Consider the following 23134-nt stretch of genomic DNA (forward strand, 5'->3'; position numbering starts at 1 on the left):
CGGGGAGCTGTTCATCGTGTTGAGCGGAGTGATCGCAATCATGGTCGGCGGCGCGCTGGGCGGCTGCACCCGCTATTTCGTCTCCGGCGCGATCGCGCGGCGGCTGGGCGAGACCTTTCCCTGGGGCACCATGACCATCAACATCACCGGCGCCTTCCTGATCGGCATCTTCGGCGCGCTGGCGACCCATCCCAACTCGGCATTCGCCTCGCCCAATCCGTGGCTGTTCGCGGTGACCGGCTTTCTCGGCTGCTACACGACGGTGTCCTCGTTCAGCCTGCAAACGCTGACCTTGGCGCGCAACGGCGAGCCGATGCAGGCTCTCGGCAATGTCGTGGTCTCGGTCGGGCTGTGTCTCGCGGCCGTAAGCTGCGGCTTCCTCCTTGCGGACAGTCTGGGAGGCTAGCGGCAGATGAAGCCCTCCTCTACGGACCGCCGGCGCACGGCCATGCTCTATGCCTGGGTTTCTGCCGGCAGCATCGTCGGCGGGCTGACGCGTTATCTGGTCGGGCTTGCGCTCGATACCGGCCCCGGCTTTCCCTTTGCGACGTTGTTCATCAACGCGACAGGCTCGCTCATCATCGGCTTCTACGCCACGCTGACTGGTCCCGACGGCCGCATGCTGGCGCGGCCGGAGCACCGGCAGTTCGTCATGACCGGCTTCTGCGGCGGCTACACCACCTTCTCGACTTTCAGCCTCGAGACCTTCCGCCTGATCCATGGCGGCATGAAATATACCGCGCTCGCCTATATCACGGCGTCCGTCGTCTGCTGGCTGGTGTCGGTGTGGGCAGGGCATATGATGGCGAGCCGCTACAACCGCTTGACCAGGAGTTGACAATGCAAATCCCCAATCAAGCTATTTCGCTCCGGATCTTCATCGGCGAAAGCGACCATTGCGACGGCAAGCCGCTCTATGAAGCGATCGTGATGGCCGCACGCGAGCGACATCTCGCCGGTGCCACCGTTCTGCGCGGCCCGATGGGGTTCGGCAAGTCGAGCCGGTTGCACACTTCGAAAATTCTGCGACTCTCGGAAGATCTGCCGCTCCTGATCGAGATCGTCGACAGCGAAGACAACATCAACGCATTCCTGCCCATCCTGGATGGCATGATGTCGAGCGGCCTGATCACCTTGGAGAAGGTGCAGGTCCTGCAATATGGTGCGAAGGCCGCGAGCTGATCGCTCAGCTGGGAACCCGAGCCGCCGTGTCCAGGAGGCGGAATGAACGACACCGTTACCACGCCGAAAACCAGGACAAAGACCAAGGTCGAGCGGCCGAAGCTGCACAAGGTCATCCTGATCAACGACGACTATACGCCGCGCGAATTCGTCACCATGGTGCTGAAGGCCGAGTTCCGCATGACCGAGGATCAGGCCTACAAGGTGATGATCACTGCGCACAAGTTAGGCGCCTGCGTAGTCGCCGTATTCACCAAGGACGTCGCCGAAACCAAGGCAACGCGCGCCACCGACGCCGGCCGCGCCAAGGGCTATCCGCTGCTGTTCACGACGGAGCCGGAGGAATAGCGGGCAGGCCATCACGGGGCGTTTCCTCCGCGAGCCCATACACGCGCTGCGCCTTGGAAAACCCCGCGATCGGAAATTCGCCGAGCTCGCGCCAGCCCTCGCGGCAGACTTTGGCAAACCCTTCCGAGGCCACGATGGTGCGGCCGAGCCGGCCTGTGATCTTTTCGAGCCGTGCGGCAAGATTGACGGCAGGACCGATGCAGGTGAAGTCGAGCCGGTTGCCGCCGCCGATATTGCCATAAAGGATGTTGCCGACGTGGAGCGCGACACCGAAGCGGAAGCGCTCGATGGCCTCGCCGACAGGATGCGCAAGTGCCTCGACGCTGCCGCGCGCGTCGCGTGCCGCCGCCAGCACCTGCCCGCAGACATGCGTGGCATCCCCGACATATTCGTCGATCGGAAACACCGCGAGCAGGCCGTCGCCCATGAATTTCAGCACCTCGCCGCCGTGGGCGCGAATCGCGTCGACCTGACAATCGAAGTAGCGATTGAGGATCTCGACGACCGTTTCGGCCGGCAGCCGATCCGACAGCGCGGTGAAGCCACGCAGATCCGACAGCCAGATCGCGGCCTGCATGGTGTCGTTATGGCCGCGGCGGATCTGCCCGCCGAGGATGCGCGCGCCGGCGCGATTGCCGACATAGGTATCGAGCAGCATCTCGGCGGTTCGGCGCAGGCTGATGATCTCGCTGACGCGCGCCAGCGGCGTCACGATGGAGCGGATCGCGGCGATGTGGTCGTCGATGAAACCGCCGGGATGACGCGTCGTCCAGCTCGTGGCATGGATCGAGCCGTCGAGAAACGGCATCGGGACCGCGACGTAGTCAGTCGCGCCTTCGGCACGCAGATCGTCGATGAACGGAAACCGGTTGCTGTCAGGATCGTCGATGCGGCCGCGGACCTCGACGCCCTGCTCGAACACGATCCGAAGGGGACTCCGGGCGAATTCGGGCGAGTCCAGGATTTCGAAATCAACGGTGCCGATCTCGACCTCCTGGCCTTGCCGCCAGATGAAGTTGCGCCCAAAAATCTCCGGATGCAACGTGCGGATGAAAATGCCGAACCGCCACAGTGGCAGGCCGGCCTCGACCAGATGTTCGCAAATATCCGCGACCATCTCGGCCGGCGTCGTTGACGACCGCGCGCCGTCGATCAGCCAGTTGGTGATGCGCTGGAGCTCGGAGCTTTGCATGAGTCCATTTGCGGACGGATGACGGGCTCCGTCAAGCCGATCGAACGGTTTGCTCTCGCATCGCCGCTGTCCGCGCCGATCCTAGTGATGACGAGCCATGCAAACAGCAGCACGCTCAAGCCAACGACAATCGAGGCGATACCGAGCACCGGCTCGGCGGCCTCGACACCCCTGAGCTTGAGCAGCAACGCGACAAACATGACGGGGACACCGGCATTGTGCATCCAGAATTGCGCCCCGGCGATGCGCCCCGCGCCGACCGATGGATAGGCCGTGGCGGTCAACCCGAACAACGCCATCGAGACCCAGCCGAGCAAATTGATATGGGCGTGGAGCGGAAACAGCGAATGGTCGCCGGATGCGCCCATCATTACGCCGAGAAGCACTCCAACGGCGAAATAGAAGGCCGCCAGCCGGAGCCAGGCGCGGGCGCGCGGGTTGTCGTTCATGACATTCTCCTCGACGATCAATGGCCTGCTCACGCGGCGTGCGGCGCGTTGAGTTGGTTGAGGATCGCCGCGAAGTCGAGCCAGACGTTTTCGCGCTTGATCTGCCCGTCGGGCGCCATGTCGAACACGTGCAGCAGGCGAAAGCTCAGCTTGCGTCCATGGCCTGGAATCCCGAAGGGCGCGCCGGGAGCCGTTCCTTCCCACAGACTCTCGTCCACCACGAAATCCGGCCCGTAATAGCGTCGCAATGTGGTGACCTTCTCGCCGGAGAGGTCTGCGAACAAGGCATCGTAGAAGCCGCGCGCCGCCGTCTTCCCCTGAACCGGGCCTGTGGGATAGCCGACGACGTCGTGCTCGACGTCGTCGACCATCGTGCTCAATACACCATCCACGTCGTCCTCGGCCTCGAAACGGAAGTGGCGGTCGATCATGCGATCAAAGGTTTTCTTCAATTCAGCGTTCATGGGTTTCCCTTTGCTGGACAATTGGCTATAGTGAGACACAGTCCCTTAATAAGACATTTGTCTCACATATGCCCGACAGGAAGTCAAGCCGAAGCGCGGATCGGAATCCGATCGAGACCGATGGCCGCGCAAACCAGAAGCGTCGCACGCGCCAAGCCCTGATGGATGCTGCAATTGCGCTTCGGGATGAAGGGCGCAGCCCGACCTTTGCCGAGGTGGCCGAGCGCGCCCTGGTGTCGCGCGCCACCGCATATCGTTATTTCTCCTCGCTCGAAGCTTTGATCAGCGAAACGGCGACTGAACGCGGGCTTGTGCCTCTGGAACAGATCTGGCGGCCCGGCGATGATCCGGCCGACGGTATCTCGCGCGCGTCACGTGAAATGATGAAGCTGATGCTGGATGACGAAATCGGCCTGCATGTGATGGAGCGCTCGTTCATGGCCGTGTGGCTCGACAACGATGCGGGCGCACGGCCACCGCGGCCAGGCCGACGCATGAAGTTCATCGTGCCGATCGTCGAGGCGCTGAAGGGGGAACTGTCATCCGCCGCACGCCGGCGGCTCGCCCACGCGCTGTCGATGGTGATGGGCAGCGAGGCTGCGCTGGCGATACGCGATATCGGCGGCGCCAGCGTCGATGAGGCACTCGCTGCCGCCGCCTGGGCGGCGCGGGCGCTTGTCAACCAGGCGCGGATCGATGCTGCGGAGGCGCGCCGCAAGTAGTGGAATGCGTGTTGGCGAAGGCGCCCTGAATCAGCGTCCCACCTGCCCGCGGTCGCGCAGGAAATGATCGGCCAGCACGCACGCCATCATGGCTTCGCCGACGGGAACGGCGCGGATGCCGACGCAGGGGTCATGGCGGCCCTTGGTGAAGATCTCAGTCTCGGCGCCCTTGCGATCGACGGTCAGGCGCGGCTGGAGGATCGACGAGGTCGGCTTCACCGCGAAACGCACCACGATCGGCTGTCCCGTGGAGATGCCGCCCAAAATGCCGCCGGCATGGTTGGACAGGAAGCGCGTGCCGTCATTGCCGGTGCGCATCTCGTCGGCGTTCTCTTCGCCGGTGAGCTCGGCGGCACCGAAGCCGGCGCCGATCTCGACACCCTTCACCGCGTTGATGGTCATCATCGCGCCGGCCAGATCGGAATCGAGCTTGGCATAGATCGGCGCGCCAAGTCCTGCCGGCACGCCTTCGGCGACGATTTCGAGCACCGCGCCGATCGAAGAGCCGCTCTTGCGGATGCCGTCGAGATAGGTCTCGAAGAAGGCCGCCTTGTCCTTGTCCGGACAGAAGAACGGATTTTTGGCGATCTCGTCCCAGTCCCACTTCGCGCGGTCGATCTTGTGCGGCCCGATCTGCACCAGCGCGCCGCGCACCTTCACATCCGGCAGCACCTTCCGCGCGATCGCCCCGGCGGCGACGCGCATCGCGGTCTCCCGCGCCGAGGAACGGCCACCGCCGCGATAGTCGCGCAGGCCATACTTGGCTTCGTAAGTGAAGTCCGCATGACCGGGACGAAACTTGTCCTTGATGTCAGAATAGTCCTTCGAGCGCTGGTCGGTGTTCTCGATCAAGAGCCCGATCGGTGTGCCCGTGGTCACCTGCACGCCGGTCTCCGGATGCGCCATCACGCCGGACAGGATTTTGACCTGATCCGCCTCCTGACGCTGGGTGGTGAAGCGCGACTGGCCCGGCTTGCGGCGATCGAGATCGCGCTGGATGTCGGCCTCGATGAGCGGGATCATCGGCGGGCAGCCGTCGACCACGCAGCCAATCGCCACCCCGTGGCTTTCGCCGAAGGTGGTGACGCGGAACATGTGGCCGAAGGTGTTGAAGGACATTCGCGGAAGCCGCCTTGTGCTGACAGTCAAAGTTTATGTTGCATGTCAACGTTCGTAGCCCCGAGGAGCACAGCGTTCAACCCTGTTCCCGTCATGCCGGGATGGTCCGAAGGACCAGCCCCGGAATCTCCAGATTCCGGGTTCGGTGCTCCGCACCGCCCGGAATGGCGGTGGGTGGCCTTAACTATACTTATCCAGCCGGCCGTCGCGGAACACGTAGACGGCGCCCTGCTCGATATAGAGTTCCGCAGCGCTCACCGGGGTCTCCAGACCGAGCGAAACCATCAGCGCGCGGCAGGTGCCGCCATGGGCAACCGCGACCGTGTCGGTCCGGAGCTGGTCGTACCAGTCACGCACGCGGACCTGGACGTCGGCATAGGTCTCGCCACCCGCAGGCGCCACGGTCCATTTGTCGGCGAGGCGCCGGGCATAGATTTCGGGATCTCTCGCCTCGCTTTCCGACAGCGTGAGCCCTTCCCAGACGCCATAACCGATCTCGCGCAGGCGATCGTCCAATGCGTAATCCGTCACAGGCAATTCGAGCTTGCCGCGCACCAGTTCCATGGTCTGGCGCGCACGGCCGAGCGGGCTCGACACATAAGGCAGCGCCGCCTTGTCGCGGCCGTCGCGCTCGAGGAGATCAGCGAGTATGAGGCCGGCCTGCGCGGCCTGACTGCGGCCGCGCGCATTCAGCGGAACGTCCTTGGTGCCCTGAAGCCGTCCGAGCGCATTCCATTCGGTCTCGCCGTGGCGAAGATAATAGATCGTGGGCACGGGCATTGCGGGTGGTGATCAGTCCTTCGGCGCCGCGCCGGATGCCTCGGGCCGGCCCATGCCCAGCACGTTGTAACCGGAATCGACGTGATGGATCTCGCCGGTGACGCCGCGCGACATGTCGGACAGGAAATAGACCGCGCTGTCGCCGACCTCCTCGATCGTGACGTTGCGCCGTAGCGGTGCGTTGACCTCGTTATATTTCAGGAGCAGGCGAGAATCCGAGATGCCGGCGAAGGCAAGCGTCTTGATCGGACCGGCGGAAATCGCATTGACGCGGATCGCCTTCTCGCCGAGATCGGCGGCGAGGTATCGCACGCTCGCTTCGAGCGCCGCCTTCGCCACACCCATCACGTTATAGCGCGGCATCCACTTCTCGGCGCCGTAGTAGCTGAGCGTGAGGATCGAGCCGCCGTCGGCCATGAGCTTCTCGGCGCGCTGCGCCAGCGCGGTCAGCGAGTAGCAGGAGATCAGCATCGACTTGGAGAAGTTTTCCGCCGTGGTGTCGACATAGCGGCCGTCGAGCTGTTCGCCATAGGCGATGGCGTGCACGACGAAATCGATCTTGCCCCACTTTTCCTTGAGGGCGTCGAAGGCCGCATCGATCGTCGCGGCGTCGGTAACGTCGCAATGACCGAGTACCAGCGCGCCGAGTTCGGCAGCCAATGGCTCGACGCGCTTCTTCAACGCATCGCCCTGATAGGTGAAGGCGAGCTCGGCACCAGCCGCCCGGCATGCCTTGGCGATGCCCCAGGCGATCGAACGGTTGTTGGCAACGCCGAGGATCACCCCGCGCTTGCCTTGCATCAGTCCCTGCATCAGACCTGAATTCTGCGCCATTTCTTCACGTCCCGTCGAACTGGATCTAAGGTCTGGAGGTACACCAGCCCTCCCCGGCGGTACAGTCCTAATACGCGGCGATAACGCTGTTTCCCGGGCCGGAATAGCCGTTCCGTTCGGGTGTTATGATCAGTGAGGCGCTTGCGCCGAACGGCAGGACATCAAAGACGGCATGAGCGCGTTTCGCCAGAGTGTGGAAGCCATGATCCCGGCGTTGCGCCGCTACGCCCGCGCGCTCACGCGCGATGCGGATGCGGCCGACGATCTGGTGCAGGACACACTGGTGCGTGCGTTGCGTTCGGAGCGATTGTTTCTCGGAGGCGACGTCAGGAGCTGGCTCTACACGATCCTGACCAACCTCAACAAGAACCGGCGGCGCTCGCTGGCAAGGCGGCCGCAATTCATGCAGCTGACGGAGAACAACCCGGATGCCAGCGGGACGGAGGCTGAGGGGCGCGATATCGAGAAGGCGCTCTCGACGCTGGTCGAGGAGCAACGCTCGGTGCTGCTGCTGGTGATGCTGGAGGGCATGAGCTACCGCGAGGTCGCCGACATCCAGGGCGTGCCGATCGGCACCGTCATGTCCCGCTTGGCGCGCGCGCGCGCACACGTCAAAGCATCGCTGGAGGGCGAGCGCCCGGCGCTCAGGCGGGTGAAATGATGGCAGGATCGATGCATCGCGTGTGCCGCATCTCCTGCACGGGGAGAGAAGCAGCGCAATTGAACCGCGTGAGATATTTTGGGCTGCAGAGCCAGAGACGACCAATATGAATGACCGCAACATTCCAATCACCGAAGACGAGTTGCACGCCTTGGTCGATGGCGAGCTGCCGCCCGAGCGCCGCGCCGATGTCGAGGCTTGGCTTGCCGCCCACCCTGAGGATGCCGAGCGGGTACAGTCCTGGCGCACCATGGCCGAGATGCTGCATGCCCGCTATGACAGCGTCGCCCAGGAGCCGGTGCCGGCCCGGCTGGAGCTCGAGCGGCTGGAGCGCCGTCCACGGCAATGGCTCTACGGGGCGGTGGCGGCCACGCTGGTCGCTTTCGTCGCCGGCGGCACGGCCGGCTGGGTCGCGCATGGCGCCGCCAACGCGCCCTCGACCTTCCAGAGCTTTACGGAGGACGCGCTCGACGCGCACCGCCTCTATGTGGTCGAGGTCCGCCACCCGGTCGAGGTTCCCGGTAATGAGCGCGACCATCTCCAGGCCTGGCTGACGCGGCGCTGCGGCTGGACCGTGTTCGCGCCGAACCTGGAGGCGAGCGGGCTGAAACTGGTCGGCGGCCGGCTGCTGCCGGGGCCGAGCGGACCCGCTTCGTTCCTGATGTATGAGGGCGCCTCGGGCGAGCGCTACACGATCTACACCGCCAAGACCGAGACCGGCGAGACGCAGATGCGCTACGCCAGGACGGACAAGGACGGGGCGCTGTTCTGGGCCGAGCGCGGCGTCGGGTATGTCGTCAGCGGCGGCGGCGCCGACCGTGATCGCCTGACCAAGGTTGCGCAGGCGGTCTACGACCAAGCCGAGAAACACGGCGGCTAAGCAACCGCGCGAGCGGTGCCTCGATTCCGTCATTGAAAATCTGGAATCAGGACATGGGCGCGTCTCATTATCGCACCGGGTGTTCACACGAATATGAGCGGCGTTCGATCCGCCGATCGACGCGGGCGGCCTCGATTGGGGTTTTTGGTACCGCGCTGGTCCCCCTCTCGAGGCCGCACCTTTTTATCGGCTGCCCCGCCGGACAGTCGACACGCCGTACACGTCAGCGTTGAAGCGCGATCCGCGCTTCAAGCGTATGTTGAGCATCATCCTGTCGGGAAGAGAATGCTCCGATCGTCGACTCAAATGCGGACGGCGCCCTAGCCGAGCCCGCTTCGCGGATTATAGGGGTGTTGGTCCCGCCACTTTTCCATCAATGCTTCAAGCTCGGCGTCGTTCCCGTCCGGTAGCATAATCCTGATGGTGACGAAGAGATCCCCCGTTCCGCCCGATTTCGGCAAGCCCTTGCCTTTGAGGCGGAAGGTCCGACCGCTGGAGGTGTTTTTCGGGACCGACAGTTCCACTGCATTGCCGAGCGTGGGCACGCGCACCTTGCCACCAAGAACAGCCTCATAAAGCGTGACCGGCAGGTCGATCCTGAGGTCGGCCCCGTCGATCTTGAAGAACGGGTGCGGCGCGATGTTGATGGTAATCAGGAGGTCGCCGGGCGGGTGACCTTGGGCCGTCTCGCCCTGCCCCCGCAGCCGGATCTGCTGACCCTCGATTACACCGGCCGGAATCTTGACATTGAGTTCCTTGCCGTTCGGCAGCCGAACGCGCTTCTCGCCGCCTTTGACAGACTCTTCCAGAGAGACCGACATGGCGACATTGACGTCAAGATCGAGCCCGATCCCGCCGGTGTCGAATTCGAACTGAGCGCCGCCGCCGGCACCGGGCCGCGCGCCGCGCATCCCGCCGCCGAACATGCTGTTGAGGATGTCCTCGAACGCGCCCGCGCCCTGGCCGGGGCCTGCTCCGCCACGGAAGCTGTAGCTCTCAAACCCTCCGGGACCGGCGCGACCGCGCGGCCCGCCGCCGCCAGGAAAGCCCTGGAAGCGCGGCTTGCCCTCGGCGTCGATCTCGCCGCGATCGAACTGCTTGCGCTTGTCCTCGTCGCCGATGATCTCATTGGCCGAATTGATCTCGGAGAAGCGCTCGGCGGCCTTGGGATCACCCTTGTTGCTGTCGGGATGATGCTTCTTGGCCAGCTTGCGATAGGCGCTCTTGATTGCGGCAGCGGTTGCGCTCCGCGGCACCCCCAAGACCTCATAGGGGTCGCGCATACGTCACGTCTCCTCTTGAGATATCAAAATGTTCAAAGGGCTCCCCGCCCCACCTGAGCCTCATGTGGGGGCGAGTGGCATTTTTGCAACTAGTCAGAACAGCCGAATCCTAGCGACGCCACGGCTTTAGCGTATGAATCTCCCAACGGCCATGGCTGCTTTGGCAGCCAGCCCCCTGGAGCCAGCTTTCGGTACTACCGTTGACGTAGCTCGCCAGGAAATCGCGGCACTTGCGGCCATCCTCGGCGGCGTAGGACTGTGCGATCGGCGTTACCGAACCGCGCGCGCCGGTTTCCGGATTCTCCCAGTGCTGGCTGGCGTCCTTGTCGCCCATGCTCAGCACGTCTGAGGCGGCGTTGCGGGCGAAGGCGAGATCGGTCTCGGTCGGCGGGGCGTCCTTCGCCGGCCGCGCGATCGAACCGGTGAGGTCATTGTCGTCGGCCTTGGCGTAAGCGCCGGCGTCAGTGCGGGACACACTGCAACCGCTAGCGCCGAGCCCGATCAGAATCATTGCCGCCATGAAGCCCGACATCCGCATCGCCGATAGGCCAACGCGTTCCCATGCCCTATATAGAGCAAGAGCAGACAAAAGCGCGCTTTGGGCCGCAGGACGCAATTCGGACTCCAGACATGACCGACACGACCTCGATGAAACACCAGACACTCTTAACATCCGGTGATTTCACTGCCGCCGACGAGCCATTTGCGCTGTTCGAGGCCTGGCTGAACGAGGCCATCAAGAGCGAGCCGAACGATCCGAACGCCATGGCGCTCGCAACCGTCGATCAGGATGGCCTGCCCGATGTGCGCATGGTGCTGATGAAAGGCTTCGATAGCGAGGGGTTCGTCTTCTACAGCCACATCGCCAGCCAGAAAGGCCGCGAACTCGCCGCAAATCCTAAAGCGGCGTTACTTTTTCACTGGAAGTCGCTGCGCCGCCAGGTCCGTATCCGTGGCAACGTGACGCCGGTGACCGATGCCGAGGCCGACGCTTATTTCGCCACCCGGCCGAAGCAGGCGCAGATCGGTGCCTGGGCGAGCAAGCAATCGCAGCCGCTGGAGAGCCGCTTCGCCTTCGAGCAGGCGATCGCCAAGGTTGCGGCCAAGCACGTCATCGGCGAGGTGCCGCGGCCGCCCGGCTGGAGCGGCTGGCGCATCACGCCTGTGCGGATCGAGTTCTGGCACGACCGCCCCTTCCGCCTGCACGATCGCATCGAATTTCGTCGTGACGCGGCGGGCCATCCATGGTCCAAGACGCGGATGTATCCTTGAGCCTTGTCTCGACCGTTAGGCCGACCTGAAAGATGTCCATGCCGCATTCGTCCAATGCGCCGCGCCGCACGCTGCTCCTGACCGGAGCGAGCCGCGGTATCGGCCACGCCACCGTGATCCGCTTCTCGTCGGCGGGTTGGCGCGTCATTACCTGCTCGCGGCATCCCTTTCCCGAGGACTGCCCGTGGGATGCGGGGCCTGAAGACCACATCCAGGTCGATCTCGGCAACCCGGAGGACACCGCGCGCGCGATCACCGAGATCCGCAATCGGCTCGAAGGTGGCACGCTGCACGCTCTCGTCAACAACGCCGCCATCTCTCCGAAGGGCCCGGGCGGCGCCCGGCTCGGCTCTGTCGACACGGACCTCGACACCTGGACGCACGTCTTCCATGTCAACTTTTTCGCGCCGATCATGATGGCGCGCGGGTTGATCGAGGAGTTGAAGGCGGCCAAGGGTTCGGTCGTGAACGTCACCTCGATCGCAGGCTCGCGCGTGCATCCCTTTGCCGGTGCGGCCTACGCCACCTCGAAAGCGGCGCTCGCCGCGCTGACGCGCGAGATGGCTTCCGATTTCGGCCGCGTCGGAATCCGCGTCAACGCGATCGCGCCGGGCGAGATCGACACTTCGATCCTGTCGCCGGGCACTGAGAAGATCGTCGAGCAGCAGATCCCGATGCACCGGCTCGGCACGCCCGACGAGGTCGCCAAGATCATCTATGTGCTGTGTACCGATACCAGTTCTTACGTCAACGGCGCCGAGATCCACATCAACGGCGGCCAGCACGTTTGATCCGATAGCGTCATCGCGCTGCAGTGACGGAGCCTTGGCGACACCTTCGCGATCGTGTCCCGGACGCGCTGCAACGCTAGGCGTTGCTGCGCAGAGCCGGGACCCACCGTGACACGGCACGCTTGGTGAGATGGGCCCCGGCTCTGCGGCGCACCGTCAAAGAGACGCTGCGCTGCGTCCGGGGCACGAGAGCAGAATGTGGCGCACCTCGCCATACCGTCATTGCGAGCGAAGCGAAGCAATCCGGACTGCCTCAACGATGGCAGTCTGGATTGCTTCGTCGCTTTACTTCGCGATGACCGAAACTTGGCGAAATGGTCGGGGAAGCAAGGCGATCCAGACAACGCCGCCGCAAGACTGGATCGCCCGCCTTCCTTCCGCTTCTCAGTCCAGGCGAATTCGACGCGACCGGTCGCGCAGCCTCAACGTTGCAGCATTCGGAGCGGCAGCGTCGAACGCGCTCGAGCAGTCGTCATCGTTCTCGCCGTCGAGCAGCGGAGCACCACAGTGTCGGCAAATGCGCGCCGACAACGACGGCGCCTTGCCGCTCGCCGCGATCTGACGATAGCTGGTCAGGTCGATGACGTTGCGGGGCGTCGTTATGTGTTTCTCAACCATGGTTGTTCCTCGCGGCTAACCCGCTACTTATCGCAGACAAGTTTCGCGCAAACGTTCAGCGCACCGCTCAAATTTTACCGGAGGAATTGGGGCGCGGCACACGCATCACAGCGCAGCCGCAATGACGATCTATTCTGCGACACCATCAGCCTTGTCTTGGCGAACGGCGTAAGGTCTCGGTCACTATTTCGAAAGCGCTGGGCCGGCTCACAGCCACTTCTTCCACTTGAAGATCCAGTACGGGACGATCGCCGCGAACAGCATCATCACGATCGCCATCGGATAGCCGTGCGTCCATTCGAGTTCCGGCATCACCTTGAAATTCATGCCGTAGATCGAGGCGATCAGCGTCGGCGGCATCAGGACAACGGCCATGACCGAAAACAGCTTGATGATGTTGTTCTGCTCGAGATTGACGACGCCAAGCATGGCGTCGAGCACGAAGGTGATCTTGCTGGAGAGATAGGAGGCGTGGTCGGTCAGTGAGGCGACGTCACGCTGCATGGTCTTGAGCTGCTCGCGCATGTCCTTGGACCATTTCACACCTTCGACCACCGCAGACAGGAATGTGACGACACGGCCGATCGACACCAGGCTCTCGCGAACCTTGGAGGTCAAATCGCCCTTGCGGCCGATCGAGATCAGGATCTGCGAATATTGCTTGGCGTGGCCGTGGCGCTCGCTCTCCGGCTCGAAGATGTCGTGGCTGACCTGGTCGATCTCCATGCCGCAGCGTTCCAAGATGTCGGCGCAGCGGTCGATCACGGCGTCCAGGAGTTCCATCAGCACCATTTCGCCGGTAATCGCGGGGGTGCAGGACCGAGCCAGCTTGGCCTCGACCAGGGCGAACGGCTTGGGCTGGTCGTAGCGCACCGTGACCAGCCGGTGGTCGCCGAGGATGAAGGTGACCGCCGTGGTCCGGGGCATGTCGGTATCCGAGTGGCACATCAGCGTCGCAGTCATGTAGCGTGCGCCGTTCTCGATATAGAGGCGGCTGGAGATCTCGATCTCCTGCATGTCCTCGCGGGTCGGGATTGCGATCCCCAGCAGCCGTTCAACGGCCTTGTCCTCGGCGGCGGTTGGATTGACCAGATCGACCCAGACTGCGTGCTCCGGCACCGCCGCGAGATCGTCGACCACGGCCTTCTTCAGGGAGGAGTCGGAGGGAACAAACACAGAAAACATGAACAACTCCAGCAGAGGGCCTGCGACAGAATGACAGCCCTTAGCGCGATTCTGACAAGTTCATGATGACAACCACATTAACGGTGCGTTTGCATTTGTGGCGGCGACGCGACCTAACTGTGGCGATAAATCGACAGCTGTGCTTTTCGCGCCAAAGAACCAGCCCACAGACGGAAAATTTGCGGCAAAAAAGCCACAGGTTGGGTCTCGCAGCGCGGGATAAGCCCCTCAATGCTGGAATTGTGGCAGATTTCAACGATAATGAAAGCAACGGAGTCGAAGGGCCTTGGGTGCTATGCTTGAGGACCTGCGCGGTATTGTTTTGATTGGAACCAAACCATGTCGTCGCTGAAGGTTATGTTCGGAATTGTGGCTGCCGGCTTCATGCTGTCAGGCTGCATGCAGGGCACGCATTACGAAGCCACCAACACCCAGAATTTCAAGCCGAAGGACAAGGAACTGCTTGCCAAGATCCGGTACGAAAATACGCCGGTCGCAGAGCCGTTCCGCCGTGCCATCGTCGATTACCACCGCAAGGAATCGCCGGGCACGATCGTGGTCGATTCCGACAATCATTACCTCTATTACGTCATGGATGGCGGTAAGGCGATCCGCTACGGCATCACCGTGGGCGAAGAGGCCATGGCCTGGTCCGGCATCGCCAAGGTCGGCAGCATGACGGAATGGCCAGCCTGGCACCCGACTCCCGGCGAGATTTCGCGTCTGGGCGTGCCGACCTTCGTCGCTCCCGGCCCTGACAATCCGATGGGCTCACGTGCGATGTATCTCTATTCAGGCGGCAAAGACACGCTGTTCCGCATTCACGGCACCAACCAACCGGAATATATCGGCGCCTCGATCTCCTCGGGCTGCATCCGCCTGACCAACGAGGACGCCATCGACCTCTACAATCGCGTGAAGGTCGGCACCATCGTCGTGGTGCTCGAGCCGAAGCACGGCGACTCGCCCTACAATTCGCGCCTCGCGCTTCAGGGCGGCGGTTTCCAGAGCAGCAATTGACTGCGTCTGAAGTTTCTTCGAAAGCGCCGGTTTTACCGGCGCTTTTTTGTTATCGGCTTACTCTTGCCGGAGTCCGCTGTTGGCTTCTCCGCCGGCGCGACGGGGTTCTCCTGATCGTCGGGCCCATCCTTGGCGCTCTCCGGCTTGGCGGCGACCTCGCGTGGCGGCGCCTCCTCAGGGCGCTCCGCCGGCAGCAAGGGCGCGATCTGCGGTAAGGGATCCCAAACGTTCCATTGGCAGATCCGGTAGTCGTTGCGCCGCTGCGCCAGGTCGAGATGGACGTGGTCCTCATGGTACCAGTCCGAACCCGGGCCGAGCACAGTGGAGAAACGCGAGCAGACCGAATGCAACACGCGCTCACGCACTTCACGGGGTATCGTCCGGTCGGTCAGGCCGATCGTCTGCCCGTTGGCGAGCTTGAGGGAGCGCACGTCGAGTGCGTTGGCCTTGCCGTGCTCGGACAACAGCGCGCCGGCGACGCGGTTGCGGCCGCGGCACTCAAAACTGTCGAAGTTGTCGAGGTCGGTGATGGTCGAGCCGAGGCTTGCGGCCAGCGGCACCATGTCGGTGCGCACCCAATCGGCGATCGCTGACGCCATGGTGCAGCGGAGGATCGCCGCCGGCTTGACGGCGACCTTGCGCTTGTCCGGCAGCACGATCGCTTCCAGCCGCACCAGATCCACACCACCGCAAGCCCCTGGGCCGCGGATGTCGGGAATGGATGGAGCGATCGCGATCTCTTCAGTCAGCGCGAGGCGGCACGCCGAGAGCTGCTTCTCGGGCTGCGGCGCAGCCTCGGCCGGCTTATCGGCGCCGGACTTGTCCGGAGAAGCTTTCTCAAGGGAAGGCTTGCCGTCGGCCTCCGGCGCGCCCCCGTCCGTCGCCTTCGGAGCTTCCTCGGGGCGGGGCTTTGGTAGCGGTATCTTGGTGGCGTGAACGCTTCGGTGTGGTCGTGGAGTCCCAAAACCGAAGATATCGAGCGGTGCACCATGGGTTCGCGCATTTACGGGCTCGGTCAGCGCAAGAGACAGGCCGAGCCCAGCGGTAACCATTGCCGCGCCGGCGGACATATTGCCGCGACAAGACCATTTGCGGCGAAAGTCCGGCAGGCTAAAACTCATGACAATTCTTTGGCCCTGCGCTGAGAGCGACAAAGCGCCCAGCGACTTCTCGGAGGAACGTCTGAATGCTCGGTTTGATGCAAGATTGGCCCCTGCTCTGCCACCGGATCATCGAACACGCCGCCAGGATTCACGGCAAGCAGGAGGTTGTCACGCGATCGGTCGAGGGACCGATCCATCGCACCACCTACGCCGAAATCCACAGACGCGCGCTCAAGGTCTCGCAGATGCTGGAGCGCGACGGCATCAAGCTCGGCGACCGCGTCGCCACGATCGCCTGGAACACCTGGCGCCACCTCGAAGTCTGGTACGGCATCATGGGCATCGGCGCCATCTGCCATACCGTCAATCCCCGGCTTTTCCCCGAGCAGATCGCCTGGATCATCAACCATGCGCAGGACCGCATCGTGATGGTCGACCTCACCTTCGTCCCCGTGCTGGAAAAGCTCGCCGACAAGCTGCCAAGCGTCGAACGGTACGTCATCCTCACCGACAAGGCCCATATGCCCGAGACCACGTTGAAGAACGTCGTCGCCTACGAGGACTGGATCGCCGAGGCCGACGGCAAATTCAAATGGAAGGACTTTGACGAGAACACGGCGGCCGCAATGTGCTACACGTCAGGCACGACGGGCGACCCGAAGGGTGTGCTGTATTCGCACCGTTCCAATGTGCTGCACGCGCTGATGGCCAACAATGTCGATGCGCTCGGCACCAGCGCCTCCGAAACAATGCTGCCGGTGGTGCCGCTGTTCCATGCCAACAGCTGGGGCATCGCCTTCTCCGCGCCGTCGCAGGGCACCAAGCTGGTGATGCCCGGACCCAAGCTCGACGGCGCCTCGGTGTATGAGCTGCTCGCCACCGAGAAGGTGACGCACACCGCGGGCGTGCCGACGGTGTGGCTGATGCTGCTTCAGCACATGAGCGCCAACAATCTGAAGCTGCCGGATCTGAAGATGGTGATCTGCGGCGGCTCGGCGATGCCCCGCTCGATGATCAAGGCCTTCCTCGACATGGGCTCGAACGTCCGCCACGCCTGGGGCATGACGGAGATGAGCCCGATCGGCAGCGTCTCGGCGTTGAAGCCGCCGTTCAGCGATGCGACCGGCGATGCCAGGCTCGATGTCCTGCAAATGCAGGGCTACGCGCCCTTCGGCGTCGAAATGAAGATCACGGACGATGCCGGTGCGGAGCTGCCCTGGGACGGCAAGACCTTTGGCCGCCTCAAGGTCTCCGGTCCCGCGGTCGCCAAAGCCTATTACCGGGTCGACACTGACATCCTCGATGAGGAGGGCTTCTTCGACACCGGCGACGTCGCGACCATCGACGAGGGCGGCTATATGCGGATCACCGACCGCTCCAAGGACGTCATCAAGTCAGGCGGCGAGTGGATCTCCTCGATTGACCTCGAGAACCTCGCGGTCGGCCATCCGGCCGTCGCGGAGGCCGCTGTGATCGGCGTCTTCCACCCCAAATGGGACGAGCGGCCGCTGCTGATCGTGCAGCTCAAACAGGGTCAGCAGGCCACGCGCGAGGACATCCTGAAATACATGGACGGCAAGATCGCCAAATGGTGGATGCCCGACGATGTCGCCTTCGTCGATGGGATCCCGCATACCGCGACCGGCAAGATCCTGAAGACTGCGCTCCGCGACCAGTTCAAGGAGTATCGCTTCCCGAACGCGGCGGCGTAGCAATCGTAACCAGACTTCATGCCCGGGCTCGTCCCGGGCATCCACGTCCTGGCCGCAGGAAAGAAAGGCGTGGATGGCCGGGTCAAGCCCGCCTACGACGATCCAGGCGCTTGTGGAACTCTTGAATTTGCTCCCGTGGCGTGGTCTCAACGGCTGAGTGTCGCGCAAATCGGCCGGCACCGCCCCACGACCCCGGCAGAGCTCACCCGATGGCCCGCAGGTTTTCCGCTCCCTATCAATCGGAGCCCGTGTCCAGCCTCGCGAGCTGGGCGCGCAATCTGGCCGTGTTCGCGGCGGTAACGGTGGTGGTGTCGATCATCATCGTTCGTTTCGACTTCCTGGAGATGAAGCCGGCGCTGGCCACCTTCTTTGGCGGGCTCGCGATCGCAGGACTGTCCATCCTGCTCGGCCTCGCCGGCTTTGCCGCGATCTGGCAGAACGGCTCGCGCGGCATGGCGCGCATCCTGCTCGCCTTCCTGATCGACGGGGCGATCCTCGCCTATCCCGCTTATCAGGCGATGCTCTATCGCAAGCTGCCTCATATCTACGATATCACCACCGACCCCATAGACCCGCCGCGTTTCGATGCGCTGTCGCGCCTACGCACCGGCGACGGTACCAACACCGCCGTTTATGCCGGTCTCTATTCGGCCGAGCAGCAGCGCCGGATCTATCCCGATATCGAGCCGGTCGAGCTCGAGATTCCTGTCGACCGCGCCTATGCGATCGCGCGCCAGTTGGTCATCAAGCGCAAATGGACCGTCATCGACGAGCGCGAGCCGCAGCCGCCGCGCCGCATCGGCCGCATCGAGGCGGTGGCGCGCACGCCGATCATGGGCTTGCGCGAGGACGTATCGATCAGGGTCGCGCCCGACGGGGACGATTCCCGGGTCGATATCCGCTCCGCCTCGCGCTATTTCGACAGCGATCTCGGCAGCAACGCCGCGCGCGTGACCAAATTCATCGACGACCTCAACACCGCAGCCGATGCCGATGCGCTCAAGCCGGCGAAGAAGACCCCCGTGGCGCCGCCGAAGGCGCCCGCGAAAACGGTGAAGAAGTGACGCGATAGCGTCATCCCGGGGCGCCGCAAAGCGGCGAACCCGGGATCTCGCGCCGCAATCTGGGTTCCGGGTTCGATGCTGCGCATCGTCCCCGAATGACGAAATCACGCCATCCGGTAGGTCCCGCCAATCACGGGATCGCCGTCCGTGGCCACGACGCCGCGGGCGACCAGGTCTTCCAGATGGGCCAGCACGGAATAACCAGCAGCCGTGGTCAGCCTCGGATCGATGCCGATATAGATGGCGCGCACCATGGTCGGAATATCGGTCTCCCCCTTGGCGAGGCGGTGCAGGATCGAGGCTTCACGCGCCTTGCGGTGGCGGATCAGGAAGCGCACGAAGCGCTGCCCCTCGGGGATCTCCGGGCCATGGCCGGAGAAATACAGGTCCTCCTCGCGCGCGGCGAGCCGGTCGAGCGAGTCCATGTAGTCGATCATCGAGCCGTCGGGCGGCGCCACGATCGAGGTCGACCAGCCCATCACGTGGTCGCCAACAAAGTTGAATTTTCGCTCGGGCCAGGCAAAGGCAAGGTGGTTTGCGGTATGGCCGGGCGTGGCCACGGCCTCGAGCCGCCAGCCGGCGCCTTCGACGACATCGCCATGAGCGATCCTGATATCGGGCACGAAGTCTCGATCCGAGCCCGATTCCGGATTGTGCTTCTCGCTCTCGAAGCGCGGCCGCGAGGCGCGATGCGGGCCCTCGGCGTACACAGGCGCGCCGGTCGCCTGCTTGATGCGCGCCGTGTTCGGCGAATGATCGCGATGGGTGTGGGTGACGAAGATGTGGCTCACCGTCTCGCCGCGCACAGCATCCAGCAGCGCGGCCGCATGCGCCGCGTCGTCCGGACCGGGATCGATGATCGCGACATTGCCGGTGCCGACGATGTAGCTGACCGTGCCGGTGAAGGTGAACGGGCTCGGGTTGTTGCAGAGCACCCGCCGCACGCCGGGGCGGACTTCCTCGACGACGCCGGCCTTCAGAGGAAAGTTGCGGTTGAACGGGACGTCATCGTTGTCGGACATGGCAATTCCTGTGGCCGCGCTCTCTGCTGTCATACCCCGCGCAGGCGGGGTATCCAGTACGCCGCGGCGCCGGTGGCGAAGGCAAGGTCACTGGGATACTGGATCGCCCGCCTTCGCGGGCGATGACAGCGAAGTAAACTAGCCACGGGAAAGAACACCGTTCCTAGAAAAACGCCTGAATGCCCGTGATCGCGCGGCCCAGGATCAGGGCGTGGACGTCGTGAGTGCCCTCGTAGGTGTTGACCGTCTCGAGGTTATGGACGTGGCGCATCACGTGATACTCGATCGAGATGCCGTTGCCGCCATGCATGTCGCGAGCGGTACGGGCGATGTCGAGCGCCTTGCCGCAATTGTTGCGCTTCATGATCGAGATCATCTCGGGGGCGAACTTGCCTTCGTCCATCAGGCGGCCAACGCGAAGCGAGCCCTGCAGGCCGAGCGCGATCTCGGTCTCCATGTCGGCGAGCTTCTTCTGCACCAGTTGGGTCGCCGCGAGCGGCTTGCCGAATTGCTTGCGATCGAGCGTGTACTGGCGGGCGCGGTGCATGCAGTCCTCGGCGGCGCCCAGCGCGCCCCAGGAGATGCCGTAGCGGGCGCGGTTGAGGCAGCCGAACGGGCCCTTGAGCCCGGAGACGTTGGGCAGCAGCGCGCTTTCGGGCACCACAACGCCGTCCATCACGACCTCGCCGGTGATCGAGGCGCGAAGCGAGAGCTTGCCGCCGATCTTCGGCGCGGAGAGGCCCTTCATGCCCTTCTCCAGCACGAAGCCGCGGATCTGGTTGTCGTGCTCGGCCGACTTGGCCCAAACCACGAACACATCGGCGATCGGCGCGTTCGAGATCCACATCTTGCTGCCGGTCAGGCGGTAGCCATCCGAGACCTTCTCGGCGCGGGTCTTCATGCCGGCCGGGTCGGAGCCGGCGTCGGGCTCGGTCAGGCCGAAACAGCCGACCCACTCGCCGCTGGCAAGCTTCGGCAGATATTTCTTGCGCTGGTTCTCGTCGCCATAGGCGTAGATCGGGTACATCACCAGCGAGGACTGCACCGAGTTCATCGAACGATAGCCGGAATCGACCCGCTCGATCTCGCGCGCGACGAGGCCGTAAGCCACGTAGCTCGCATTGGCGCAGCCGTATTCCTCCGGCAGCGTGATGCCGATCAGGCCGAGCTCGCCCATCTCGTTGAATATCTCGCGGTCGGTCTTCTCTTCCAGATAGGCCTTGGTGACGCGCGGCAGCAGCTTGTCCTGGGCGTAAGCGCGCGCCGTGTCGCGCACCATGCGCTCGTCTTCGGTCAGCTGCTCGTCGAGCAGGAACGGATCGTCCCACTGGAAGGAAGCCGCAGCCGGCTTGTCCTTGGTCTGAGGGCGCACGCTCATGAAACGTCCTTTCGATCTGGTTCCGTCTAAAATTGCCCGACAAATTAAAGCGCCGCGGCAACAAGTGCAATTGCGTTAGCGTTAGCTTTCGAGCTGCTCGTTGGCGACGATCTCGATGCCGAAGCCCGACAGGCCCTTGTAGTCGTGCACCGACGAGGTGAGATGGCGGATCGAGGTGACGCCGAGATCACGCAAGATCTGCGCGCCGACACCGACCTCTCGCCACTGGCGGTTGCGGTCCGCTTCCGTCGCCGTCTCGTCAGGCAGCGGCGACACGGGAACGCCGGCGGCGCCATCGCGCAAGTACACCAGCACACCGCGGCCGGACTTTTTGAAGTGTTCGAGCACGGTCGCCATGCGCTTGTGGCCGGTGAAGGTGTCCTTGACGATGTTCGGCTTGTGGAAGCGGGTCAGCACGTTCTTGCCGTCACCGACGCCGTTGTAGACGAAGGCGACGTGGGCGATGGAATCGAACGGCGAGCGATAGGCATAGCCCTGCAGCGGGCCGATCGGGCTGTCGGTCGTGAAGGTCGAGACCCGCTCGATCAGCTTTTCGCGCGCCTGCCGGTAAGCGATCATGTCGGCGATGGTGACGTGCTTCAGCTTGTGCCTGGCGGCGAACTGGGCGACCTGCTCGCCCTTCATCACGCTGCCGTCGTCGTTCATCAGCTCGCTGATGACGCCGACCGGCGGAAGCCCTGAGAGCTTGCAGAGATCGACCGCGGCCTCGGTATGGCCGGAGCGCAGCAGCACGCCGCCGTCCTTGGCGATCAGCGGGAAGATGTGACCGGGCCGGGCGAAGTCGTTGGCGCCGGCGTTGGGATTGGACAGCGCCCGGCAGCAGGAGGCGCGCTCCTCGGCCGAGATGCCGGTGCCACCATCCGGCTTATAGTCGATCGAGACCGTGAACGCCGTGGTGTGGGCGGAATCGTTGTGGGCGACCATCGGATCGAGCCGCAGCCGGCGCGCATCCTCGGTCGTGATCGGCGCGCAAACGATGCCGGAGGTGTGGCGGATGATGAAGGCCATCTTTTCCGCCGTACAGAATGAAGCGGCGACGATCAGATCGCCCTCGCCCTCGCGGTCCTCGTCGTCAGTCACGACGACGAGTTCGCCCCGGGCAAAGGCCTGCAAGACTTCCTGGACGGTATCGGGCATTTCCCAATCTCTTGATGGTGTGGACGGGAGGCTTAGCCGGACTCCGAACCATGCGCTAGTGCCCCGGCCGCAACCGCATATGCCGCCCGGTATCGGCCTCGAGCCTTGTGCTGCGGATACCAGCCATATAGGCGTGGCCGGGGCGCGCGGAAGGTCCGAACCTTGCCCTGACCAGACCCGCCCCGCGCCGAATGGAGCTGTGCAATCCCCGGCAATGGGGTAGTCAGGATCGCGACTGCCGGGCAAACTGCGCCAAGCATGAAACGGGCAAGCACGAGATGAGATTCGTCGTTCCACTCCTCGCGGGCCTCCTGTGGCCGATCGTCCTGGTCACGCCAGCGCTCGCACAGAGCAAGGTCGGGATTGAGCAGACCTTCGCCGATTCGCTAACGGCCATGCCGAAGGAGGATCTCGCCGTCGCCGGGGGCTTCTATGTGCCGGCCTATTCCAGCGTCGCGATGAGCCAGGGCAAGCTGCGGGTCGATTTCTCGGTGACGCTGAGCGTCCACAACGCTTCGGAAACGCAAGCGCTGGTGGTCAGGCGCATCGCTTATTTCGACACCGCCGGCAAGCAGGTCGAGAGCTATCTGAAGGCACCGGTCGCGGTGAAGCCGCTCGCGACCATCTCGATCTTCGTTCCGACCGACGACGTGCGCGGCGGGACCGGCGCCAATTTCATCGTCGACTGGGCCGCCACGAGCGAGATCGCCGAGCCTGTCGTCGAGGCCCTGATGGTTGGCGGCGTCGCCAATGCGCATTACGCTTTCATCAGCCAGGGACGTCCGACCAGAACGGTCGGGAAGAAGTAACGCAGGCCGAAGCGGCTGGGATCTAGGACGACGATCAGCCACGGCATCAAGCGAGCGCTGTCGCGGCCGCGGATCGAAAACACGAAAA

General features: G+C 63.9%; 27 protein-coding genes. 14 read left to right on the forward strand and 13 right to left on the reverse strand.

Features of this window, described 5'->3' with window-relative positions; all coding sequences use genetic code 11:
• Positions 1-16: 16 nt before the first annotated feature.
• Genes crcB (BM374_RS25055) through clpS form a run of 4 tightly spaced genes read left to right on the forward strand, consistent with a single transcriptional unit; the run spans position 17 to position 1530 of the window.
• Positions 17-406 (forward strand): fluoride efflux transporter CrcB, encoded by a 390-nt coding sequence (gene crcB / locus BM374_RS25055; protein WP_092298199.1) that lies wholly within the window; start codon positions 17-19, stop codon positions 404-406.
• 6 nt (positions 407-412) lie between these two features.
• Positions 413-838, forward strand: coding sequence for a fluoride efflux transporter CrcB (gene crcB / locus BM374_RS25060; RefSeq protein ID WP_092298203.1), 426 nt, complete (start codon positions 413-415; stop codon positions 836-838).
• Positions 839-840: 2 nt separating this feature from the next.
• The gene (locus BM374_RS25065; RefSeq protein WP_092298206.1) at positions 841-1182 is read left to right on the forward strand and encodes a DUF190 domain-containing protein; all 342 of its coding nucleotides are present in this window, start codon (positions 841-843) and stop codon (positions 1180-1182) included.
• A gap of 42 nt (positions 1183-1224) precedes the next feature.
• On the forward strand, positions 1225-1530 hold the full coding sequence (gene clpS, locus BM374_RS25070; protein WP_057753578.1) for an ATP-dependent Clp protease adapter ClpS: 306 nt from the start codon (positions 1225-1227) through the stop codon (positions 1528-1530).
• Here clpS and BM374_RS25075 read toward each other — a convergent pair.
• Genes BM374_RS25075 through BM374_RS25085 form a run of 3 tightly spaced genes read right to left on the reverse strand, consistent with a single transcriptional unit; the run spans position 1508 to position 3635 of the window.
• Entirely contained in the window at positions 1508-2722 is a 1215-nt protein-coding gene (locus BM374_RS25075) for an adenylate/guanylate cyclase domain-containing protein (protein WP_092298210.1), read from the reverse strand. The two genes, clpS and BM374_RS25075, sit on opposite strands and share 23 nt — an antisense overlap.
• On the reverse strand, positions 2683-3171 hold the full coding sequence (locus BM374_RS25080) for a hypothetical protein (RefSeq protein WP_210188594.1): 489 nt from the start codon (positions 3169-3171) through the stop codon (positions 2683-2685). The genes BM374_RS25075 and BM374_RS25080 overlap by 40 nt, the downstream gene beginning before the upstream one ends.
• A gap of 29 nt (positions 3172-3200) precedes the next feature.
• The gene (locus tag BM374_RS25085) at positions 3201-3635 is read right to left on the reverse strand and encodes a nuclear transport factor 2 family protein (protein WP_092298213.1); all 435 of its coding nucleotides are present in this window, start codon (positions 3633-3635) and stop codon (positions 3201-3203) included.
• Positions 3636-3850: 215 nt separating this feature from the next.
• Here BM374_RS25085 and BM374_RS25090 point away from each other — a divergent pair, with 215 nt between their 5' ends.
• The gene (locus tag BM374_RS25090) at positions 3851-4357 is read left to right on the forward strand and encodes a hypothetical protein (RefSeq protein WP_210188595.1); all 507 of its coding nucleotides are present in this window, start codon (positions 3851-3853) and stop codon (positions 4355-4357) included.
• A 30-nt stretch (positions 4358-4387) separates the two neighbouring features.
• Here BM374_RS25090 and aroC read toward each other — a convergent pair whose 3' ends face one another.
• The 3 genes from aroC to fabI form a co-directional block, all read right to left on the reverse strand.
• On the reverse strand, positions 4388-5476 hold the full coding sequence (aroC, locus tag BM374_RS25095; protein ID WP_092298219.1) for a chorismate synthase: 1089 nt from the start codon (positions 5474-5476) through the stop codon (positions 4388-4390).
• 180 nt (positions 5477-5656) lie between these two features.
• A complete protein-coding gene (locus tag BM374_RS25100; protein ID WP_092298222.1) occupies positions 5657-6256 on the reverse strand; it encodes a histidine phosphatase family protein in 600 nt (199 codons plus the stop codon).
• Positions 6257-6268: 12 nt separating this feature from the next.
• The gene (fabI, locus tag BM374_RS25105) at positions 6269-7090 is read right to left on the reverse strand and encodes an enoyl-ACP reductase FabI (protein ID WP_092298226.1); all 822 of its coding nucleotides are present in this window, start codon (positions 7088-7090) and stop codon (positions 6269-6271) included.
• A 172-nt stretch (positions 7091-7262) separates the two neighbouring features.
• Between fabI and BM374_RS25110 the strand changes: the two genes are divergently transcribed.
• Both BM374_RS25110 and BM374_RS25115 read left to right on the forward strand, forming a co-directional pair.
• Positions 7263-7751 carry a sigma-70 family RNA polymerase sigma factor gene (locus tag BM374_RS25110; protein ID WP_092298229.1) on the forward strand — a complete coding sequence of 163 codons (489 nt, stop codon included), beginning with the start codon at positions 7263-7265 and terminating at the stop codon, positions 7749-7751.
• A 106-nt stretch (positions 7752-7857) separates the two neighbouring features.
• A complete protein-coding gene (locus tag BM374_RS25115; RefSeq protein ID WP_092298232.1) occupies positions 7858-8631 on the forward strand; it encodes an anti-sigma factor family protein in 774 nt (257 codons plus the stop codon).
• Positions 8632-8951: 320 nt separating this feature from the next.
• Here BM374_RS25115 and BM374_RS25120 read toward each other — a convergent pair whose 3' ends face one another.
• Both BM374_RS25120 and BM374_RS25125 read right to left on the reverse strand, forming a co-directional pair.
• Positions 8952-9914, reverse strand: coding sequence for a DnaJ C-terminal domain-containing protein (locus BM374_RS25120; protein ID WP_092298236.1), 963 nt, complete (start codon positions 9912-9914; stop codon positions 8952-8954).
• 109 nt (positions 9915-10023) lie between these two features.
• On the reverse strand, positions 10024-10434 hold the full coding sequence (locus BM374_RS25125) for an RT0821/Lpp0805 family surface protein (RefSeq protein ID WP_349509998.1): 411 nt from the start codon (positions 10432-10434) through the stop codon (positions 10024-10026).
• A gap of 110 nt (positions 10435-10544) precedes the next feature.
• Here BM374_RS25125 and pdxH point away from each other — a divergent pair, with 110 nt between their 5' ends.
• The 3 genes from pdxH to BM374_RS38730 all read left to right on the forward strand — a co-directional run bounded on the left by pdxH (position 10545) and on the right by BM374_RS38730 (position 12539).
• Positions 10545-11186, forward strand: coding sequence for a pyridoxamine 5'-phosphate oxidase (pdxH, locus tag BM374_RS25130; protein WP_092298239.1), 642 nt, complete (start codon positions 10545-10547; stop codon positions 11184-11186).
• 38 nt (positions 11187-11224) lie between these two features.
• Positions 11225-11977: an SDR family NAD(P)-dependent oxidoreductase gene (locus BM374_RS25135; RefSeq protein ID WP_092298942.1), complete on the forward strand. Its 753-nt coding sequence runs from the start codon at positions 11225-11227 to the stop codon at positions 11975-11977.
• Positions 11978-12236: 259 nt separating this feature from the next.
• Positions 12237-12539, forward strand: a complete 303-nt coding sequence (locus tag BM374_RS38730; RefSeq protein ID WP_177248521.1) for a hypothetical protein — start codon at positions 12237-12239, stop codon at positions 12537-12539.
• A gap of 263 nt (positions 12540-12802) precedes the next feature.
• Here the strand turns inward: BM374_RS38730 and BM374_RS25145 are convergent, their stop codons facing one another.
• Complete coding sequence (locus BM374_RS25145) at positions 12803-13780, reverse strand: magnesium transporter CorA family protein (RefSeq protein ID WP_092298245.1); 978 nt, start codon at positions 13778-13780, stop codon at positions 12803-12805.
• A 339-nt stretch (positions 13781-14119) separates the two neighbouring features.
• Between BM374_RS25145 and BM374_RS25150 the strand changes: the two genes are divergently transcribed.
• Entirely contained in the window at positions 14120-14800 is a 681-nt protein-coding gene (locus BM374_RS25150) for a L,D-transpeptidase (protein ID WP_092298248.1), read from the forward strand.
• A gap of 32 nt (positions 14801-14832) precedes the next feature.
• Here BM374_RS25150 and BM374_RS25155 read toward each other — a convergent pair whose 3' ends face one another.
• Positions 14833-15921 carry an extensin family protein gene (locus tag BM374_RS25155; protein WP_092298251.1) on the reverse strand — a complete coding sequence of 363 codons (1089 nt, stop codon included), beginning with the start codon at positions 15919-15921 and terminating at the stop codon, positions 14833-14835.
• Positions 15922-15986: 65 nt separating this feature from the next.
• Between BM374_RS25155 and BM374_RS25160 the strand changes: the two genes are divergently transcribed.
• Complete coding sequence (locus BM374_RS25160) at positions 15987-17615, forward strand: fatty-acid--CoA ligase (protein ID WP_092298254.1); 1629 nt, start codon at positions 15987-15989, stop codon at positions 17613-17615.
• A gap of 209 nt (positions 17616-17824) precedes the next feature.
• On the forward strand, positions 17825-18679 hold the full coding sequence (locus tag BM374_RS25165) for a DUF1499 domain-containing protein (protein WP_092298257.1): 855 nt from the start codon (positions 17825-17827) through the stop codon (positions 18677-18679).
• A gap of 104 nt (positions 18680-18783) precedes the next feature.
• Here the strand turns inward: BM374_RS25165 and BM374_RS25170 are convergent, their stop codons facing one another.
• The 3 genes from BM374_RS25170 to ribB form a co-directional block, all read right to left on the reverse strand.
• Positions 18784-19701 carry an MBL fold metallo-hydrolase gene (locus tag BM374_RS25170; RefSeq protein WP_092298260.1) on the reverse strand — a complete coding sequence of 306 codons (918 nt, stop codon included), beginning with the start codon at positions 19699-19701 and terminating at the stop codon, positions 18784-18786.
• Positions 19702-19864: 163 nt separating this feature from the next.
• On the reverse strand, positions 19865-21079 hold the full coding sequence (locus BM374_RS25175) for an acyl-CoA dehydrogenase (protein ID WP_092298263.1): 1215 nt from the start codon (positions 21077-21079) through the stop codon (positions 19865-19867).
• Between the two features lie 81 nt (positions 21080-21160).
• Positions 21161-22237: a 3,4-dihydroxy-2-butanone-4-phosphate synthase gene (ribB, locus tag BM374_RS25180; RefSeq protein WP_092298266.1), complete on the reverse strand. Its 1077-nt coding sequence runs from the start codon at positions 22235-22237 to the stop codon at positions 21161-21163.
• 278 nt (positions 22238-22515) lie between these two features.
• On the opposite strand from ribB, the gene BM374_RS25185 reads away from it, so the two are divergent.
• Entirely contained in the window at positions 22516-23046 is a 531-nt protein-coding gene (locus BM374_RS25185; RefSeq protein ID WP_092298945.1) for a DUF3124 domain-containing protein, read from the forward strand.
• The last annotated feature ends 88 nt before the right edge of the window (positions 23047-23134 follow it).

Source organism: Bradyrhizobium sp. Ghvi (assembly GCF_900115265.1).
Classification (GTDB): Bacteria; Pseudomonadota; Alphaproteobacteria; order Rhizobiales; family Xanthobacteraceae; genus Bradyrhizobium.

Bases quoted from the DNA above. Each gene is read 5' to 3' on its own strand.
- BM374_RS25100 (WP_092298222.1), bottom strand. From the start codon at position 6,256: ATGCCCGTGCCCACGATCTATTATCTTCGCCACGGCGAGACCGAATGG.
- BM374_RS25185 (WP_092298945.1), top strand. From the start codon at position 22,516: ATGAGATTCGTCGTTCCACTCCTCGCGGGCCTCCTGTGGCCGATCGTC.
- BM374_RS25155 (WP_092298251.1), bottom strand. From the start codon at position 15,921: ATGAGTTTTAGCCTGCCGGACTTTCGCCGCAAATGGTCTTGTCGCGGC.
- BM374_RS25125 (WP_349509998.1), bottom strand. From the start codon at position 10,434: ATGGCGGCAATGATTCTGATCGGGCTCGGCGCTAGCGGTTGCAGTGTG.
- BM374_RS25160 (WP_092298254.1), top strand. From the start codon at position 15,987: ATGCTCGGTTTGATGCAAGATTGGCCCCTGCTCTGCCACCGGATCATC.
- BM374_RS25135 (WP_092298942.1), top strand. From the start codon at position 11,225: ATGCCGCATTCGTCCAATGCGCCGCGCCGCACGCTGCTCCTGACCGGA.
- BM374_RS25150 (WP_092298248.1), top strand. From the start codon at position 14,120: ATGTCGTCGCTGAAGGTTATGTTCGGAATTGTGGCTGCCGGCTTCATG.
- pdxH (WP_092298239.1), top strand. From the start codon at position 10,545: ATGACCGACACGACCTCGATGAAACACCAGACACTCTTAACATCCGGT.
- BM374_RS25065 (WP_092298206.1), top strand. From the start codon at position 841: ATGCAAATCCCCAATCAAGCTATTTCGCTCCGGATCTTCATCGGCGAA.
- ribB (WP_092298266.1), bottom strand. From the start codon at position 22,237: ATGCCCGATACCGTCCAGGAAGTCTTGCAGGCCTTTGCCCGGGGCGAA.
- BM374_RS25145 (WP_092298245.1), bottom strand. From the start codon at position 13,780: ATGTTTTCTGTGTTTGTTCCCTCCGACTCCTCCCTGAAGAAGGCCGTG.
- BM374_RS25115 (WP_092298232.1), top strand. From the start codon at position 7,858: ATGAATGACCGCAACATTCCAATCACCGAAGACGAGTTGCACGCCTTG.
- BM374_RS25165 (WP_092298257.1), top strand. From the start codon at position 17,825: ATGGCCCGCAGGTTTTCCGCTCCCTATCAATCGGAGCCCGTGTCCAGC.
- BM374_RS38730 (WP_177248521.1), top strand. From the start codon at position 12,237: ATGGCAGTCTGGATTGCTTCGTCGCTTTACTTCGCGATGACCGAAACT.
- BM374_RS25170 (WP_092298260.1), bottom strand. From the start codon at position 19,701: ATGTCCGACAACGATGACGTCCCGTTCAACCGCAACTTTCCTCTGAAG.
- BM374_RS25075 (WP_092298210.1), bottom strand. From the start codon at position 2,722: ATGCAAAGCTCCGAGCTCCAGCGCATCACCAACTGGCTGATCGACGGC.
- BM374_RS25120 (WP_092298236.1), bottom strand. From the start codon at position 9,914: ATGCGCGACCCCTATGAGGTCTTGGGGGTGCCGCGGAGCGCAACCGCT.
- crcB (WP_092298203.1), top strand. From the start codon at position 413: ATGAAGCCCTCCTCTACGGACCGCCGGCGCACGGCCATGCTCTATGCC.
- BM374_RS25080 (WP_210188594.1), bottom strand. From the start codon at position 3,171: ATGAACGACAACCCGCGCGCCCGCGCCTGGCTCCGGCTGGCGGCCTTC.
- BM374_RS25085 (WP_092298213.1), bottom strand. From the start codon at position 3,635: ATGAACGCTGAATTGAAGAAAACCTTTGATCGCATGATCGACCGCCAC.
- aroC (WP_092298219.1), bottom strand. From the start codon at position 5,476: ATGTCCTTCAACACCTTCGGCCACATGTTCCGCGTCACCACCTTCGGC.
- BM374_RS25110 (WP_092298229.1), top strand. From the start codon at position 7,263: ATGAGCGCGTTTCGCCAGAGTGTGGAAGCCATGATCCCGGCGTTGCGC.
- fabI (WP_092298226.1), bottom strand. From the start codon at position 7,090: ATGGCGCAGAATTCAGGTCTGATGCAGGGACTGATGCAAGGCAAGCGC.
- BM374_RS25175 (WP_092298263.1), bottom strand. From the start codon at position 21,079: ATGAGCGTGCGCCCTCAGACCAAGGACAAGCCGGCTGCGGCTTCCTTC.
- clpS (WP_057753578.1), top strand. From the start codon at position 1,225: ATGAACGACACCGTTACCACGCCGAAAACCAGGACAAAGACCAAGGTC.